Raw genomic sequence first — 14,412 nt, 5'->3', positions numbered from 1 at the left:
AAGGATAAAAACCTTCTTCCCAAAAATTAAAGGGGTATTTCCTTTGGAAGAGAATAGTATCAAGGAAGTTTCTTTAAGAAAGAGGGAAAGTGAAATTGAGCGATATCTTTACAAAAGCATTTAAACAGACAGACTATCATGTGAGCGGCCATGGTCCGAGAAACGTGCAGGTACTAAAAGAAGCTCTGGAAAGCTTTGAGGGCGGGCTGGAAAGTGATATGTACGGAAAAGGGAAGGTCATCGAAGACTTTCAGGAGAAGATGGCTAAGGTTTTAGGTAAAGAGGCAGCGGTGTTTTTTCCGAGCGGAACGATGGCCCAGCAGATTGCCCTCAGGATCTGGTGTGATGAAAAAGGACGGAAGAGGGTGGCGTATCACCCGCTTTGTCATTTGGAGATCCATGAGGAAGACGGGCTGAAGGAGCTTCATCACATCGAGCCTGTTCTGCTGGCTGATGAAAAACGGGTGATCACACTGGAAGATGTCGTGAACATGAAAGAAGAGATTGCCTGTCTATTGCTGGAATTGCCGCAGCGTGAAATCGGCGGCCAGCTGCCGGACTATACAACGCTTGAGGAGATTTCCGCTTACTGCAGGGAAAAAGGGATGAAGCTGCATATGGACGGGGCCAGGCTTTTTGAGATTCTTCCTTTCTATCAAAAATCTGCGAAAGAAGTCTGTTCGCTGTTTGATAGTGTCTATATCTCTGTGTACAAAGGAATTGGCGGAGTTGCAGGAGCGATCCTGGCTGGAGATGTGGATTTTATCGAAAAGTCGAAAGTTTGGAAAAGGCGGCATGGTGGAGATCTGATCAGCCTATATCCTTACATTCTGAGTGCGGACTATTACTTTAACCAAAGGCAAGGGAAGATGGAGCAGTATTATAAAGAAGCAAAGGAGCTTGCCGGGTTTTATAACGATTGCCATGGTGTTTCCACGAGACCTGCCGAACCTGTCTCCAATATGTTTCATGTTCATTTTGAAGCGCCGAAAGAAACGATGGAGTCTTTGTTGGCAGGCTTATATGAAGAAACAGGAATTGGTCTTAGCGGCCATATCCGAGAGGTTAATGAACAAACAAGCTATTTTGAAGTAAGTGTTGGTGATTTATACGGTAAGGTGCCAGAAGAGAAGCTGAAGGGTGCTTTTCAGAAGCTGGATGAGTTGATGAAAGGACTTTAAGATAGGAATACCAAAGATGCGCTGCATGCAGCGCATCTTTTTTGTTAAACAAATTGACTCATATAGATGTCGTCTACATAGAGGCCAGGGCGTATTTTAGCATTCTTCTTCCGTCTGCCTTCTTCTATAAAGCCAAACTTTTCGTACAGATGGAGGGCTCTTTTGTTATTGGAAAATACCTCTAGGGAAACCTTTTCGATTCGTTCGTCCTTTTTGGCCCATTCCAGAAGATGCTGCAGTAATGAGCTGCCGATGCCTTGATCGGTGTATGGCTCTTGAATGCTCATGCCAAACATTCCTTGATGGCAAAACTTCTTTCTCGTGGATAATCGAAAGTTTAAGAGACCGATCACCTTTTGCTGAACTTCAGCCACGAGCAGCAGGCCGTGCTTTTCATGAGAGGCAATCCACTGTTTTTCTTCTTCAAGAGTCGTTTTGAATTCTTCCGAACTGGTGGGCAGAAAATCAGGGTACGACTCAAAAACTTTTTTCATATGGATGAGGAGCTGTTCAGCATCTGCTTCTGTTGCCTTTCTGATCGTATAACCTTTTGACATGAAAATCCTCCTATGTAAATGGGGTAATCCTTTGCTTATAGATAATGAAGGCAGCTTAAAACCTAAACAAGAGAGCAAAAGGCAATGCCAGTAATAACAAAAGATTTGGAACCAAAGCTATAACGCTTGCGGAGGTTGTAAACGATTTTACCTGACACAATTCCGAGAATCGCGAGAAGTATAATCCGCATGTCCATCACTCATACCCCTATCTTTTTGATCTAGTGTACTTACTCTATTAAAATTCTTCGCACATTCCTCTATCCCTTTTTGAAATAGAAAGAAGGTGAAACCATATCATACGTTAGGTAAAAAAGAGCACGGGATGAGATGTGTAACATCTTCTTCCTGTGCTCTTTTTAGGACTTTTAATAGCCCTCATTGAATGTCTTTAGTTCTAATTTACATGGACAGCAGCATCATCTGTTTTAGGTTTACTTGTTGCATATTGAAAAATGATGCAGATTACAAGAATAGCCAATAAAATGGCAGAGGCGATTTGGGTACCATTTTCTAGACCCAGTCCGCCTTTTTCATGAGGTTTAATCAAGTAATCTCCGAATGTTGCTCCAAACGGACGAGTCAAAACGAATGCTACCCAGAACAAGAATACTCGGCTTATATTGGTTAGCCAATACGCTAAAAGTACGATTAAGATTAACCCGCCTGTGACCATTGCGCCTTGAGCGATGGTAAGCCCTAATCCTTGCTCGAAATAGTTGCCTCCACCGGCCAGTTTTGAAACGCCTGCAGGCTTGTGCGATAAGAAATCTCCTGCAGCGGTACCTAATGTATTGGATACAAGAATGGCAACCCAGTAAAGAACTTCAACTCGTTTTGTAGCAATACTCTTTACGTTCATTGTCGGCTCAGTGAAATACCAAAATGAAAAAATGATAGCCAGAACACTTATTAAGATAAGTGAACCTTTCATATATCCTAGACCTAATGAACGGTCCATATAGTCAGAAAATGCTGTTCCGGCTAGACTTGTTGATAAAATAACCGTCCAGTAAACAGGAGGAACATAGTTCTTAACAAACAATTGAATGGTTAAGAAGATAGCAAAGATACCTGTAAAAAACAGAAATGGAATCAAATAATTATCTTCTGTTCCTGGAACGGTAACTAAATCACTGCCGGTTTCACCTAACGTTGTTGCAGCGATCTTCATAATCCAAAATAGAAGGGTCAATTGAGGAATCTTGTTAATCGATGAGTTTACTATTTCTTTTGACATTTAAAATTTATCCCCCTTTCATTTTTAATCAACGTTTATATTCTCATAGAATGATTAAAAAAAGCTTAAAATAAGATGAAGATTTTATAAGTTTATCCTCCCCCTACACCAATTATTTGTAGCATTATAATGCGGCAGAAAAGAATGGACTAAGTAGAAATATTGGATGACTTTTTGAGAATGGCCAGAGTTCAAAGCTTTAAACTATTACGAAACAGAAGAAGAATCGGTATAAAAAAGGCGAGCGGTTATCAAAATTCCGCTCGCTTGTTGAAATATGGAGTTGGTGCCGAAATGTTAACCACAAGAGCTCAATAGTTAAAATATGGCTAGATCGAAATGGCCGGCAGGGTTTGTCCCGTTTCGAGAAAGGTTTTTAAATTACTGATGATGGCAGGCCATCCGTTGTTAAAGCCTTCAAATGTATGATGACCGTCCACTATGTCTGACTCTAAGAGATTCTCATGTTTGAGAGTAAGTTTTACAGTGTTGCCTAATGTATGTAATTCAAACGTAACAAGAGTAGGACTCTCTCGTGGGGTATTATCGCTTTTATACGTCCATGTAAAGGAAAGTAATTGATTCGGTTCACATTTTAAAATTTTGCCATAGTCCGTCACTTCGCCATTTCGGGAATAGCTGACGTCAGAACCTTCTTTCCAGTCAGATTCAACCCGGGTGCCGAAAAAATATTTCTCGGTGAATTCACCGTCTGTTAAGGCTTGCCATAGCTTTTCCGGGGTGGTGGAAATGTAAGTCACATAAACAAAAGCGGGTTTAGTCATTTTTGTTATCCTCCTCTAATCTTTTTTTCAGCTCATTCAGTGCTTCAATTTGATGGCTTTCGTATTTATGAATCCAGCGGTGATAAATCTCGCTGATCGGCAGAGGGTTGAGGTAATGAAGCTTCTCCCGCCCTTGCCAAGATATTGCTACAAGATTTGCATCTTCCAAACTAGAAAGGTGTTTTGTTACAGCCTGCCGAGACATATTAAGATGCTGGCATAGTTCGCTCAATGTCTGCCCGTTTTTCAAGTACAATTCATCCAGTAGTTTTCTCCGGCTGGCATCGGCAAGAGCCTTGAAAATCTTATCGATGAGTCTCAACCTCCCTTACTCTTATAGTATAGGCAACTAAATAGTTGCATGTCAAACGCATATAGTTATCTCCTTAAAACGTTTTTTAGTGAAAAATTTAAACATTTTTAGGTAAATACTCTTATAAAATAGTAATTTTTAGTAATTTCGTCCAATACCTTCATCTTAATTTGTTTCTTACAATAAGGAAAGATAAACAGCAAAGGATGAGGTACGTTGTTTGATAAGCAAAAAAACAGGCTGCAGGCGGAAATGCTGGAGCGGTATTATGGCAAGGTGGAGCATTTGATGCAAACGCTTGACCAGCTGAGATGGGACCGCAACCGAGTGCTGACGAAAGCACAAAGCTGGGAAAGCAGAAGCAAAGCTACCTACCAGCAGATCATGAGCGAAGCAGCCGTTACGCATTTTGCAGCCGCCAGTACGGGAGAACAGCTGAAGGATGCGTTGAAAAGAGAAGCCCGCCGGCTAAGAGACGAGGCGGACGAATTCGAAGGACGAGAGAGGCTGAAAGAGCAGAACCTTTGAAGAATAGGTGCCAGGCACCGCAATTACACAAGTGTGTAATCGTGGTGCCTGGCACCTATTTATTTTGCGATAAAACTTTGAATGTAGGGTATATCACTAGTAAATGTATATCTTGCTAGGGAGGAATTTTATGAAGTGGAAAGGCAGAAGGCAGAGTACGAATGTTGAGGACCGGAGAGGAATGGGAGGTAAAACACTGGTTGGGGGAGGTATCGGCGGTATTGTGATCGTTCTGATCGTAATGCTGTTTGGCGGAAATCCAGGTGATCTGTTGAAGGGTATGACGGAGAACGGGTCAAATCAATCTGTTCCTTATAAAGAATCAGATCAGGAAAAGGAGCTTGCTTCGTTTGTGTCTGTTGTCCTTGCTGACACAGAGGATGTTTGGACGAAGGAGTTTAAGGAAGAGGGCAAGGTTTACAAAAAGCCAAAGCTTGTCCTATATAACGGCAGTGTCCAGTCTGCGTGCGGGACTGCGGGATCGTCAGTGGGACCGTTCTATTGTCCAGGTGACCAGAAGCTGTACATTGATTTAAGCTTTTATCAAGAACTGAAGAATGAATTTCACGCTCCTGGCGATTTTGCGATGGCATATGTTATAGCTCATGAGGTAGGCCATCATGTGCAGAATCTGTTGGGAACAATTGATCAGAACTCACGCCAACACTTGAGCAAGAAACAAGCGAATGCCCAGTCGGTTCGGGTTGAACTGCAGGCTGATTATCTGGCGGGTGTCTGGGCACATCATGCACAGGGAATGGATCTGCTCGAAAAAGGTGATTTGAAGGAGGCCATTACTGCAGCAAGTGCAGTCGGTGATGACACCCTGCAAAAAAAGGCGCAAGGGTATGCTGTGCCTGAGAGCTTTACTCACGGAAGCTCCGAGCAAAGGATGCGCTGGTTTAATAAAGGGTTCATGAACGGAACAATTGAAGGTGGAGACACATTTCACGCGAAGGATCTTTAAATAACTAAAAGGTGCCAGGCACCGCAATTACACAAGTGTGTAATCGTGGTGCCTGGCACCCTTAGATTATGCGCCTTTGCGGACAGAGGCTGTTTCTTTAGCCAGCTCGTTAAACAAGTAGTCTTTGACTGGGTTGCTTGCATTCTTCGATTTCTTCACAAACAGGGGATTCAGAACGAAAACGGTCAGGAAGTTTGCAGACAGTCCCCAGAATCCTTCATAGATACCAAACGAGGTGCCGGTTGAATAGACAGTGAAAGTAACCGCTAATCCAACGATCAACCCTATGATAGTAGCTTCTCTCGTCTGGTTCCGCCAGAACAGACTGATGACGATGGCCGGGAAAATCTGCACCATGCCGGAAACGCCAAGAAGCTGCAAGGAAACGAGAGCAGTAGGGAAGACGAGGCCGAATAACAGAGCCAGTCCAATAACGACGAACACCATTCCGCGTGTGATCATTGTTAGCCGGGGCCCTTTCACCTCAGGATTAATCAAGTCACGGTAAATGTTATTGGCAAATAAATTGGATGCACCAATCGCCATTATGGAGCACGGAATGAGTGAAGCCAGTGCGATCGTTGAATACGCCAGTCCTTGAGCAACACCGCCATAAGAGGTTTGGATCAGGCTTAATAAAGCAAAGCGGGGATCGGTCCCTTTTGGCAGTACTAGAAAAGCAATAAATCCAAGGAAAACAACGAGAATCAGTACGATATTGTATAAAGGCAGAAACATCGCATTTTTCCGAAGCGCATCACCGCTTTTAGCCGTAAATACACCGGTTGCCGCATGAGCCCACATGAAGAGCGCAAGCGATGAAACTAGGGAAGCGGTAATGAACCAAGGAATTCCTTTCGGACCGGAGTTAGGAATGGTTAAGAGCTGCGGTGCTTCTTTAACAATGTGATCCACCATAGGGTTCCAGCCCCCAAAGTGAATGATCGGCAGGGATACAACCATAAACAGCATAATCGCCCAAACAAGAACATCTTTAATAATTGCCGTGTAGGTTGGACCTTTAATCCCGCTGAAAAAGGTATAAAGGGCAACCAGCAAAAACGATGTGATGACAACGACTTTTACATTAATAAAACCAGTTCCGGCTACCTGAAGCGTATCCTGAATTCCGCTTAGCTGCAGGCAGATGTATGGAATGAGCATAAGCACCCCGACAATAGCAATGAGAGCGGAAAGAAGCTTGCTGTCAAAGCGTTCTCTCGCATAATCAGCAAGAGTCGTTAATTTATGGTGATTCGCTACTTTCCAAAGTTTTGGAAGGAAAAAGTAAGAGATAAAGAATGCGAGTACGGAATATGGGATAGCAAAGAAGGCAAGGCTTCCAGCGGTATAAGCCGTGCTTGTCAATCCAAGGAATGTATAGGCCGTGTATAGATCAGCCCCTACAAGGAACCAGACGAGCAAGCCTCCAAAACGCCTTCCACCGACAGACCATTCTTCAACCGAACTTCGGACGGCCTTATCCCTTCCGGCCAGGAAACCGATTAAAACGACAGTGAGAATAACAAAGATGGTAATGGACAGTGCTGTAAGATTTCCCTGCATTTTAATGTAAGCCTCCCTTTGATTTCTGAAGATGATAGATTCCCAATGTACATATAGGGGTTAGGACGATCCATAGGAATAGCCAGAAGTGGAGAAACGGCAATCCCAGAATGATGGGGCCGATCCGATTCACAAATGGCAAAATAGCAAGTTGTGCGAGGAAAGGAAGAACAATGAATAAGATCAGTAAAAATTTTTTCATGATGCCGACTCCTTCATAGGTGATTAGTCACGAGTTTTTTTAATGGAATGTTGACTATCATATCAGCAATGCAGCCGGCAAACAAGAGAATTGTTAAAATATTTAGTATAAAAAGAAAATGATAGGGCTTACATTTAATTTATTTAATTTTTATCCATCTAAGGTATAAAAAAACTCCTGGATTCTGCATGTGAGCCACACAGATCCAGAAGTAATCATTAAGCCTATTTCTCAAAAACATACACCTTCCCATGTTCAATGCGGCGGCCGAGCTTTGGTCCGGTAAAGCCGCGCTTAAGCAATTCCTTTCGCATGAACATCATCACACCGCCATGGCAGACGATCAAAATGTCTTCGCCCTCGTTTTCAATGATTCGGTTCAGCGTTTCATTCATCAGCCGGATGATGTCTTCCTTGCCGGGGGACTGAGAAGGGTGCTTCATCAGCCAGGCGAGCCGGATGAAAAGGAGGTGAATGGCCAGCGGCAGTTTGACTTTGGAACGAAAGAAAGGCGAGAGGGGGATCTCGCGCAATTCTTTCATGAGGATAATCTCTCCATCAAACACACGGCGGGCCGTCTTTTCTGCCCTTGAAAGATTACTGGAATAACAGGTTTTCCAATCTACACCGCCAAGGTCTATCTCGCTCTCCTCAATTTCTGAAGCATCATATTCTTTAACCCATTCCATCAATTCTTCTGATGAAAAGAAACCATTTGGATACCCTCTTGTTACTTTAAAATGGCGCATCAACCCGACTTTAATAACACGCAGCCCCCATCAGCCAACCCGGCCTTATGATTTTGTGAACATCCTCATCAGCATCTCAACCCTCGGCATTTCATAGCCGTCTAATCCAGGGATGTTTAAGGTCATCAATCCTGAAATAACAGTGAAATAACAAGAAATTAATTCGCCAATGTCACCTTCTGCCAGTTCCCCGATTTTCTGGCCTTCTTCAAACAGCGGCTTGAGCATCTCAACATACATTTCCATCGAGGCGCCTTGAAGGAGCTGTTTAGCCTCCTCGGGCACTTCATCAGAGGTTCGTGCCTGATGCATCAGCATAAAATAAAGCTGGCCTTCTTCATCAAGGATCATTTCCGTCAGCCTCTTTAATTTTTCAAGAGGGGAGCCTTGCATATGATGAACCTGCTCGGTGCCAGACACCGATCCTTGGATGGCCTGCTCAACGAGTGTCGTGAAGAGTTCATCCTTTGATTTGAAGTATCGGTACATGAGACCTTGGCTGATGCCGGCCTCGGCACTGATCATGCTCATTTTTGTACCGATGATTCCCCGGCGCGCAAACACCTTTAGTGCAGCTGCAAGTATCTGTTCTCTTCGCTCATCACGGATTTGGCGGAGCTGTTCTTCGTTTAATGGTGGCAAAATAGATTCACTCCTACGTTCTCTTGTTACCAAAAGTATACCAATTTCAATCTCTAAGCTCTATTCAATTCAGCTGATCGGCTGAAAAACTTCTCCCGAGAAGGACGGAAGGATATCATCCAGGAGTTCCTCCAATGGCTTTTTGTATTCTGCAAGAAGTTCATCCAGCCATAACCGGCCTTCTGGGGAAGACGTTAGAACGGTCGAGACCATTTGAGGATTTAAAATAGCCTTTGGAGGAACTGACAAGGTGTTGACGGCCCAATACATCCCATAAAGCTTCCAATTCTGCTCTTCGGTAGCATGTTTGAGATAGAGATCCATGTATTTTTGTCCAAACTCGATACCTTTTAAAGGCTGTGAACCTTCATACTCAACATCTTCCCATTGCAGATCTGCTGTGCAATTCAGCCACCAGGCAGGGGCAATTACATCCTGGATTTTTTGAAGGACGTTCTGCTCAAAGAGAGGCTTCGGATCTGTTTGCTGTTCTCGTAGCAGCGAATGCAGGACCTCAGCTTCCATTGCTGAGACGGTCATGCCTTGGCCGAAAATCGGATCAAAATTACAGAAGGCATCACCTATAACAAGCAATCCCTCTGGCCAATGCGCCATCTGTTCGAAATGCTGGCGGAATAGTCCTGGTACACGGTAGCTCCTTGGGTTGGTCATCGGTTCAAGTTTACTGATGATTTCCGTGATGAGTGGACTTGGCAGCCTTGCGATCTCTTTTGCGTATGCCTCAGGCTCAGTTGGGGGATAGATTCCGTCGGGACGGTAAAGCAATGTTTCTGCCACCTTGTTTTCGATAAATGAAAACACGCAATGGAATGTTCCTGTAGATGGATGGCCGGCAATGACTATTGCATCCCATTTTTCTGCCAGATGAAGTAAATGCGAAGGAAGCTTATATCTGCGGGTGCTGTATCCGATGACCGCTGTCATCCGATCAGGAGCAGGTACCTCGTATCCAAGCTCCTTCAGCCATTTGGGAAGCTTGGAGGAACGCCCGCTCGTATCTATCACAAGATCGGCATGGATTTCCTTTTCTTCATTCGTTACGCGGTTTCTTCCAAGAATGCCAGTTATGGTCTGATGGTCTGCCGAGGATAACAAGTGAACAACGTCATGCTTCTGCAGGAACTGTACATTAATTATGTTCCTCACCCGCTGACGGATCACAAATTCAAGGACCGGCCTGCTGAACTTAATGTCATTCCGCGGGTATTGGGCCACCATTGTGCCATATTGATTATGCTGATGAACGGTTTTGTTTAGGGAGGAAGGCGCTCCATGAGCCTCTAAATCCTTTTCATAATCCGGAAAAAACCGGTTGATCACAGCCTTTCCGCGCCCTGTGATCCGGTGGGGATGGAAGGCCTGCGGAGTGCCTGGGCGAAGTTCGGGCTGATCGGAAAAAGCATCTTTTTCAACAATTACCACCTTGCTGTAAAACTCGGAAAGTATACGTGCAGCTAATAAGCCAGCAATCCCTCCGCCAATCACAATCGCAGAGTCCCATCTCATCGCCATCATTCAGTTTCCCCCTTCCAATACTGTTTTTAAGTTGTTCAGATCCTGTTGGCCAGTAGTGATGACCTGGGAGAATTTTTCGTGTGACATCCCGGGCATCTGAAAACCGGTTAAAAATACTTCACAGCCATCGCCGTTCGGGATGACCTGCATCGCATCACAAATTTCAACACCAGGTGCAGGGATGGAACGATGATCCAGCACGCCGAAGGAATTCTTTTGGGCAACCCTAACTTCAGAAATACAGTAAGGGGTTTCCATCATCCAGGCATCTCCTTCATCAGCCTTTTGAATCGATTGGCAAAAGGATAGGATACCCATTGAGGGAAATTCTCCATGTTGTAAGCATACTCATAAACCTCTTGGGCTGGACGGTTAATAAAAACCCTGATCGTTTGGGAAGAAAGGTAAACAGTCATTTTTAAAAGCTCCTCTCAGCTTGATGAATGAATGATTCATTCACTTTTAAGGTATGCGGTATATCGGCTCAAGTCAACCAAAATTTAGAAAAAACTAGTATTTTTTATTTTACATATTTTCAGGACAGGTGAAATTTTGGTAAGATATTAGGGAAGGATTATGAGAAACGGCGGTGGACCCTTTGGAACAGGAAAAGTTAAAGAAGGTCATTGAAGCAGCAAAGCTCTATTATTTGCTGGATTACAATCAGAACCAAATTGCGGCAGAATTGGGTATTTCGAGACCGACCGTTTCAAGGCTGCTTCAGCAGGCTAAAACCGAAGGGATCGTGCAGATCAAGATCATGGATCCCACAAATGGGATTGAACAGCTGGCCAGTGAGCTTGAAGAAAAATTTAACCTTAAAAAAGCAATTGTCGCTTCCATTCCGCAATATGAGAGTACAAGCATAAAGAAGGGTCTCGGTGAGAAAGCGGCAGAGTACCTTTATGAAATCGTAAAAGACGGAGATAGGATTGGGGTTACATGGGGAACCACTTTATATAACGTGGCCTGCCAGCTGAAGCAAAAGTTCGTCAAGGATGTTAAAGTCGTTCAGTTAAAAGGCGGCATCAGCCACTCCGAAACCAATACGTACCACTCGGAAATCCTCGATCTGTTCGGCAAAGCGTTCAACACCGTGCCGACTCATCTGCCGCTTCCGGCGATAGTTGACCACGTTGTCGTCAAGCAGGCGATGGAAGCCGACCGGCATATTAAACGAATTTTGGACATGGGGAAAGACGCGAATATCGCGCTGTTCACGATAGGACCTGTGAAGTCGGAATCCCTGTTATTCCAGCTTGGCTATTTTTCTGAAGAAGATCTGAAGCATATCCATTCAAAGGCCGCAGGTGACATTTGTTCCCGCTTTATTGATGAAGAGGGAGAAATTCTAAACGCCAGCCTCAATGAACGAACGCTTGGGATTGATTTAAAAGATTTGAAGCAGAAGGAACATTCCATCCTGGTGGCCGGCGGACAGCAAAAGATCGATGGCATTTATGGTGCGTTAAAAGGCGGATACGCGAATGTGCTCGTGACCGATCAGTTTACGGCCAGGTTTTTGCTGGATAAAGAAGAGTAAAGTTCATAAAAGTCCCTTCAACAAGGGCTTTTTTTGTTGGAAAAAAATACTTTTACATTTGTTCATTTAATTATTTACAATTGTTCAGTTGCTTGGTATAGTGTTCATGCAAGCAAGAATGCAACAGTATGACTGAAAGCGTTTTATTATATTTTCAAAATAGAAAGGAACAACCTGTATGTCAAACACAAAATTGGTTCAAATGATCGATCATACATTATTAAAAGCTGATGCAACTCAAGAACAAATTCAAGTACTTGCTGAGGAAGCAAAAGAGCACAAATTTGCTTCGGTATGTGTGAATCCGACTTGGGTTAAAACAGCTGCAGAAATTCTGAAAGACACTCCTGAAGTAAAGGTATGTACGGTTATCGGTTTCCCGCTTGGAGCATCTACTCCAGAAGTGAAAGCATTTGAAACAACAAATGCGATTGAAAACGGAGCAGACGAAGTAGATATGGTAATTAACATCGGCGCTCTAAAAAGCAAACAGTTTGCCGTTGTAGAAAACGACATCAAAGCAGTTGTTGAAGCAGCTAAAGGAAAAGCACTAACAAAAGTAATCATCGAAACTTCTTTGCTTACTGACGAAGAAAAAGTAATCGCATGTGAGCTTTCCGTTAAAGCAGGTGTGGATTATGTTAAAACGTCCACAGGATTCTCTACAGGTGGAGCAACTCCGGAAGATGTGGCGCTTATGAGAAAAACAGTTGGACCAGATGTAGGAGTTAAAGCATCCGGCGGCGTACGCAGCCTTGAAGATGCAGAGAACGTAGTAAATGCAGGTGCGACTCGTATCGGCGCTAGCTCAGGTGTTGCTATCGCAAAAGGTCAGACGTCTAATAGCTCTTACTAATATTTAAAGTGCAAGGTGCGAGAGCTTAAAAAAAAACCACTTGAATGGAGATCTGAAACATGGAAACAAAATGGTTAGTTGATCAAGCAATCAAATCCCGTCAAAAAGCATATGTTCCATATTCGAAATTCCAAGTTGGTGCAGCATTGCTGACCGAGAACGATTTATTGTTTCTCGGCTGCAATATTGAAAACGCTTCTTTTGGCATGACAAACTGTGCCGAAAGAACCGCTATATTTAAAGCGGTTTCAGAAGGGGAACACACCATTAAAGCGATTGCGGTCGTTGGCGAAACAGAAGGGCCGATCTCTCCGTGCGGCGCTTGCCGACAGGTGATTGCGGAATTTTGTAATACCGATACCAGAATCATTCTGGCCAATTTAAAAGGCGACATCAAGGAAACAACGATCAGTGAACTGTTGCCTGGATTCTTTTCTTCAAAGGACTTAACTTAATTTCAGTTCTCACACAATGATGTGAAAATAACAACTAGGGGAAATTATTATGACATATATCATTGCGATTTTAGGACTTGTTGTTGTGCTTGGATTAGCACTTCTAGCAAGCAATAACCGTAAACAAGTAAATTACAAGCCGATTGCCATTATGATCGTCTTGCAGCTTGTATTGGCCTATGTTCTTTTAAACACCAGATTCGGCTTGGTGGTCATTAAAGGATTTGCGGGTGTATTCGAAAAGCTGCTTGAATATGCAGCTGCAGGGGTTAACTTCGTATTTGGCGGAATTGCCAATGACGGACAAATGCCGTTCTTCATTAATGTTTTGCTTCCTATCGTGTTTATCTCTGTATTGATTGGGATTTTCCAATATATCAAAGTTCTTCCGCTCGTTATGAGAGGAATTGGATTCTTGCTCAGCAAAGTAAACGGCATGGGCAAGCTGGAATCTTATAATGCGATTGCTTCTGCGATGGTAGGACAATCTGAAGTATTTATTACCGTGAAAAAACAATTGGGCCGTATACCGGAGCACCGCTTATATACATTGTGTGCTTCTGCGATGTCTACGGTTTCCATGTCCATCGTCGGTGCCTACATGACGATGATTGAACCGAAATATGTAGTAACTGCTCTCGTGCTTAACCTTTTTGGCGGTTTCATTATCGCTTCCATAATTAACCCATATAAAGTGGATGACAGTGAAGATATACTTGAAGTACAAGAAGAAGAGAAACAGTCATTCTTCGAGATGCTTGGCGAATACATTATGGACGGATTTAAAGTTGCGATCATCGTTGGCGCGATGCTGATTGGATTCGTAGCATTGATGGCGGCGATCGACAGTGTGTTTAACTTGATTTTCGGCGTAACCTTCCAGCATGTGCTTGGCTATATCTTTGCACCGGTTGCCTTCATTATGGGTATTCCGTGGTCTGAAGCCGTTTCTGCCGGTGGAATTATGGCAACCAAATTAGTAACCAACGAATTCGTAGCCATGATCCAGCTTGGCAAGGTGAAAGAAGCAATGAGCCCGCGTACATTGGGTATCATATCTGTATTCCTTGTATCCTTCGCTAACTTCTCATCCATCGGTATCATTGCCGGCGCGGTGAAAGGCTTGAGCGAGAAACAAGGAAACGTGGTTGCACGCTTTGGATTAAAGCTTCTTTACGGAGCAACACTTGTCAGCGTACTTTCTGCAATCATCGTAAGTTTTATCCTGTAATTCAAAACAAAACATAAAGAGGGCATATCCCTTTCTGCACAGGCGGAGGGGATCTGCTTTT

General features: G+C 43.7%; 18 protein-coding genes. 7 read left to right on the top strand and 11 right to left on the bottom strand.

Annotation, left to right across the window (positions count from 1 at the left end; genetic code table 11):
* Nucleotides 1-89 precede the first annotated feature (89 nt).
* Nucleotides 90-1,181: a threonine aldolase family protein gene (locus tag OKX00_RS20775; RefSeq protein WP_265408674.1), complete on the top strand. Its 1,092-nt coding sequence runs from the start codon at nucleotides 90-92 to the stop codon at nucleotides 1,179-1,181.
* Between the two features lie 44 nt (nucleotides 1,182-1,225).
* Here OKX00_RS20775 and OKX00_RS20770 read toward each other — a convergent pair whose 3' ends face one another.
* The 4 genes from OKX00_RS20770 to OKX00_RS20755 all read right to left on the bottom strand — a co-directional run bounded on the left by OKX00_RS20770 (nucleotide 1,226) and on the right by OKX00_RS20755 (nucleotide 4,085).
* Nucleotides 1,226-1,738, bottom strand: a complete 513-nt coding sequence (locus OKX00_RS20770; protein WP_265408673.1) for a GNAT family N-acetyltransferase — start codon at nucleotides 1,736-1,738, stop codon at nucleotides 1,226-1,228.
* A gap of 397 nt (nucleotides 1,739-2,135) precedes the next feature.
* Nucleotides 2,136-2,978 carry a COG4705 family protein gene (locus OKX00_RS20765; RefSeq protein ID WP_265408672.1) on the bottom strand — a complete coding sequence of 281 codons (843 nt, stop codon included), beginning with the start codon at nucleotides 2,976-2,978 and terminating at the stop codon, nucleotides 2,136-2,138.
* Nucleotides 2,979-3,307: 329 nt separating this feature from the next.
* Complete coding sequence (locus tag OKX00_RS20760; protein ID WP_265408671.1) at nucleotides 3,308-3,763, bottom strand: SRPBCC family protein; 456 nt, start codon at nucleotides 3,761-3,763, stop codon at nucleotides 3,308-3,310.
* Nucleotides 3,756-4,085, bottom strand: a complete 330-nt coding sequence (locus OKX00_RS20755) for an ArsR/SmtB family transcription factor (RefSeq protein ID WP_265408670.1) — start codon at nucleotides 4,083-4,085, stop codon at nucleotides 3,756-3,758. Before OKX00_RS20755 ends, OKX00_RS20760 begins: the two co-directional genes overlap by 8 nt.
* A 207-nt stretch (nucleotides 4,086-4,292) precedes the next feature.
* Between OKX00_RS20755 and OKX00_RS20750 the strand changes: the two genes are divergently transcribed.
* Together OKX00_RS20750 and OKX00_RS20745 are read left to right on the top strand one after the other, a co-directional pair.
* Nucleotides 4,293-4,604: a hypothetical protein gene (locus OKX00_RS20750; RefSeq protein WP_053355850.1), complete on the top strand. Its 312-nt coding sequence runs from the start codon at nucleotides 4,293-4,295 to the stop codon at nucleotides 4,602-4,604.
* Nucleotides 4,605-4,734: 130 nt separating this feature from the next.
* Nucleotides 4,735-5,571: a KPN_02809 family neutral zinc metallopeptidase gene (locus OKX00_RS20745; RefSeq protein WP_265408669.1), complete on the top strand. Its 837-nt coding sequence runs from the start codon at nucleotides 4,735-4,737 to the stop codon at nucleotides 5,569-5,571.
* A 66-nt stretch (nucleotides 5,572-5,637) separates the two neighbouring features.
* Here the strand turns inward: OKX00_RS20745 and OKX00_RS20740 are convergent, their stop codons facing one another.
* The 7 genes from OKX00_RS20740 to OKX00_RS20710 all read right to left on the bottom strand — a co-directional run bounded on the left by OKX00_RS20740 (nucleotide 5,638) and on the right by OKX00_RS20710 (nucleotide 10,682).
* Complete coding sequence (locus OKX00_RS20740; RefSeq protein WP_091008575.1) at nucleotides 5,638-7,137, bottom strand: sodium:solute symporter family protein; 1,500 nt, start codon at nucleotides 7,135-7,137, stop codon at nucleotides 5,638-5,640.
* Nucleotide 7,138: 1 nt separating this feature from the next.
* Complete coding sequence (locus tag OKX00_RS20735) at nucleotides 7,139-7,339, bottom strand: DUF3311 domain-containing protein (RefSeq protein WP_416054268.1); 201 nt, start codon at nucleotides 7,337-7,339, stop codon at nucleotides 7,139-7,141.
* Between the two features lie 224 nt (nucleotides 7,340-7,563).
* Nucleotides 7,564-8,028 carry a histidine phosphatase family protein gene (locus OKX00_RS20730; RefSeq protein ID WP_265408668.1) on the bottom strand — a complete coding sequence of 155 codons (465 nt, stop codon included), beginning with the start codon at nucleotides 8,026-8,028 and terminating at the stop codon, nucleotides 7,564-7,566.
* Nucleotides 8,029-8,133: 105 nt separating this feature from the next.
* Nucleotides 8,134-8,730: a TetR/AcrR family transcriptional regulator gene (locus tag OKX00_RS20725; RefSeq protein WP_053355846.1), complete on the bottom strand. Its 597-nt coding sequence runs from the start codon at nucleotides 8,728-8,730 to the stop codon at nucleotides 8,134-8,136.
* 69 nt (nucleotides 8,731-8,799) lie between these two features.
* On the bottom strand, nucleotides 8,800-10,266 hold the full coding sequence (locus OKX00_RS20720) for an FAD-dependent oxidoreductase (protein WP_265408667.1): 1,467 nt from the start codon (nucleotides 10,264-10,266) through the stop codon (nucleotides 8,800-8,802).
* A complete protein-coding gene (locus OKX00_RS20715; protein ID WP_265408666.1) occupies nucleotides 10,267-10,527 on the bottom strand; it encodes a hypothetical protein in 261 nt (86 codons plus the stop codon).
* Nucleotides 10,524-10,682, bottom strand: coding sequence for a hypothetical protein (locus tag OKX00_RS20710; RefSeq protein ID WP_265408665.1), 159 nt, complete (start codon nucleotides 10,680-10,682; stop codon nucleotides 10,524-10,526). Before OKX00_RS20710 ends, OKX00_RS20715 begins: the two co-directional genes overlap by 4 nt.
* A 182-nt stretch (nucleotides 10,683-10,864) precedes the next feature.
* Here OKX00_RS20710 and OKX00_RS20705 point away from each other — a divergent pair, with 182 nt between their 5' ends.
* From OKX00_RS20705 to OKX00_RS20690, 4 genes are all read left to right on the top strand, one after another.
* Entirely contained in the window at nucleotides 10,865-11,809 is a 945-nt protein-coding gene (locus OKX00_RS20705; RefSeq protein WP_091008656.1) for a DNA-binding transcriptional repressor DeoR, read from the top strand.
* Nucleotides 11,810-11,987: 178 nt separating this feature from the next.
* A complete protein-coding gene (gene deoC, locus OKX00_RS20700) occupies nucleotides 11,988-12,665 on the top strand; it encodes a deoxyribose-phosphate aldolase (RefSeq protein WP_265408664.1) in 678 nt (225 codons plus the stop codon).
* Nucleotides 12,666-12,724: 59 nt separating this feature from the next.
* Nucleotides 12,725-13,120 carry a cytidine deaminase gene (locus tag OKX00_RS20695; RefSeq protein WP_265408663.1) on the top strand — a complete coding sequence of 132 codons (396 nt, stop codon included), beginning with the start codon at nucleotides 12,725-12,727 and terminating at the stop codon, nucleotides 13,118-13,120.
* Between the two features lie 49 nt (nucleotides 13,121-13,169).
* Nucleotides 13,170-14,351: a NupC/NupG family nucleoside CNT transporter gene (locus tag OKX00_RS20690; protein ID WP_265408662.1), complete on the top strand. Its 1,182-nt coding sequence runs from the start codon at nucleotides 13,170-13,172 to the stop codon at nucleotides 14,349-14,351.
* The last annotated feature ends 61 nt before the right edge of the window (nucleotides 14,352-14,412 follow it).

It is taken from the genome of Fictibacillus sp. KU28468 (assembly GCF_026153615.1).
Lineage (GTDB): Bacteria > Bacillota > Bacilli > Bacillales > Fictibacillaceae > Fictibacillus_C > Fictibacillus_C marinisediminis.
Note: the sequence above shows the minus strand (reverse complement) of the source record. Positions and strands in the feature narration are given on the sequence as shown.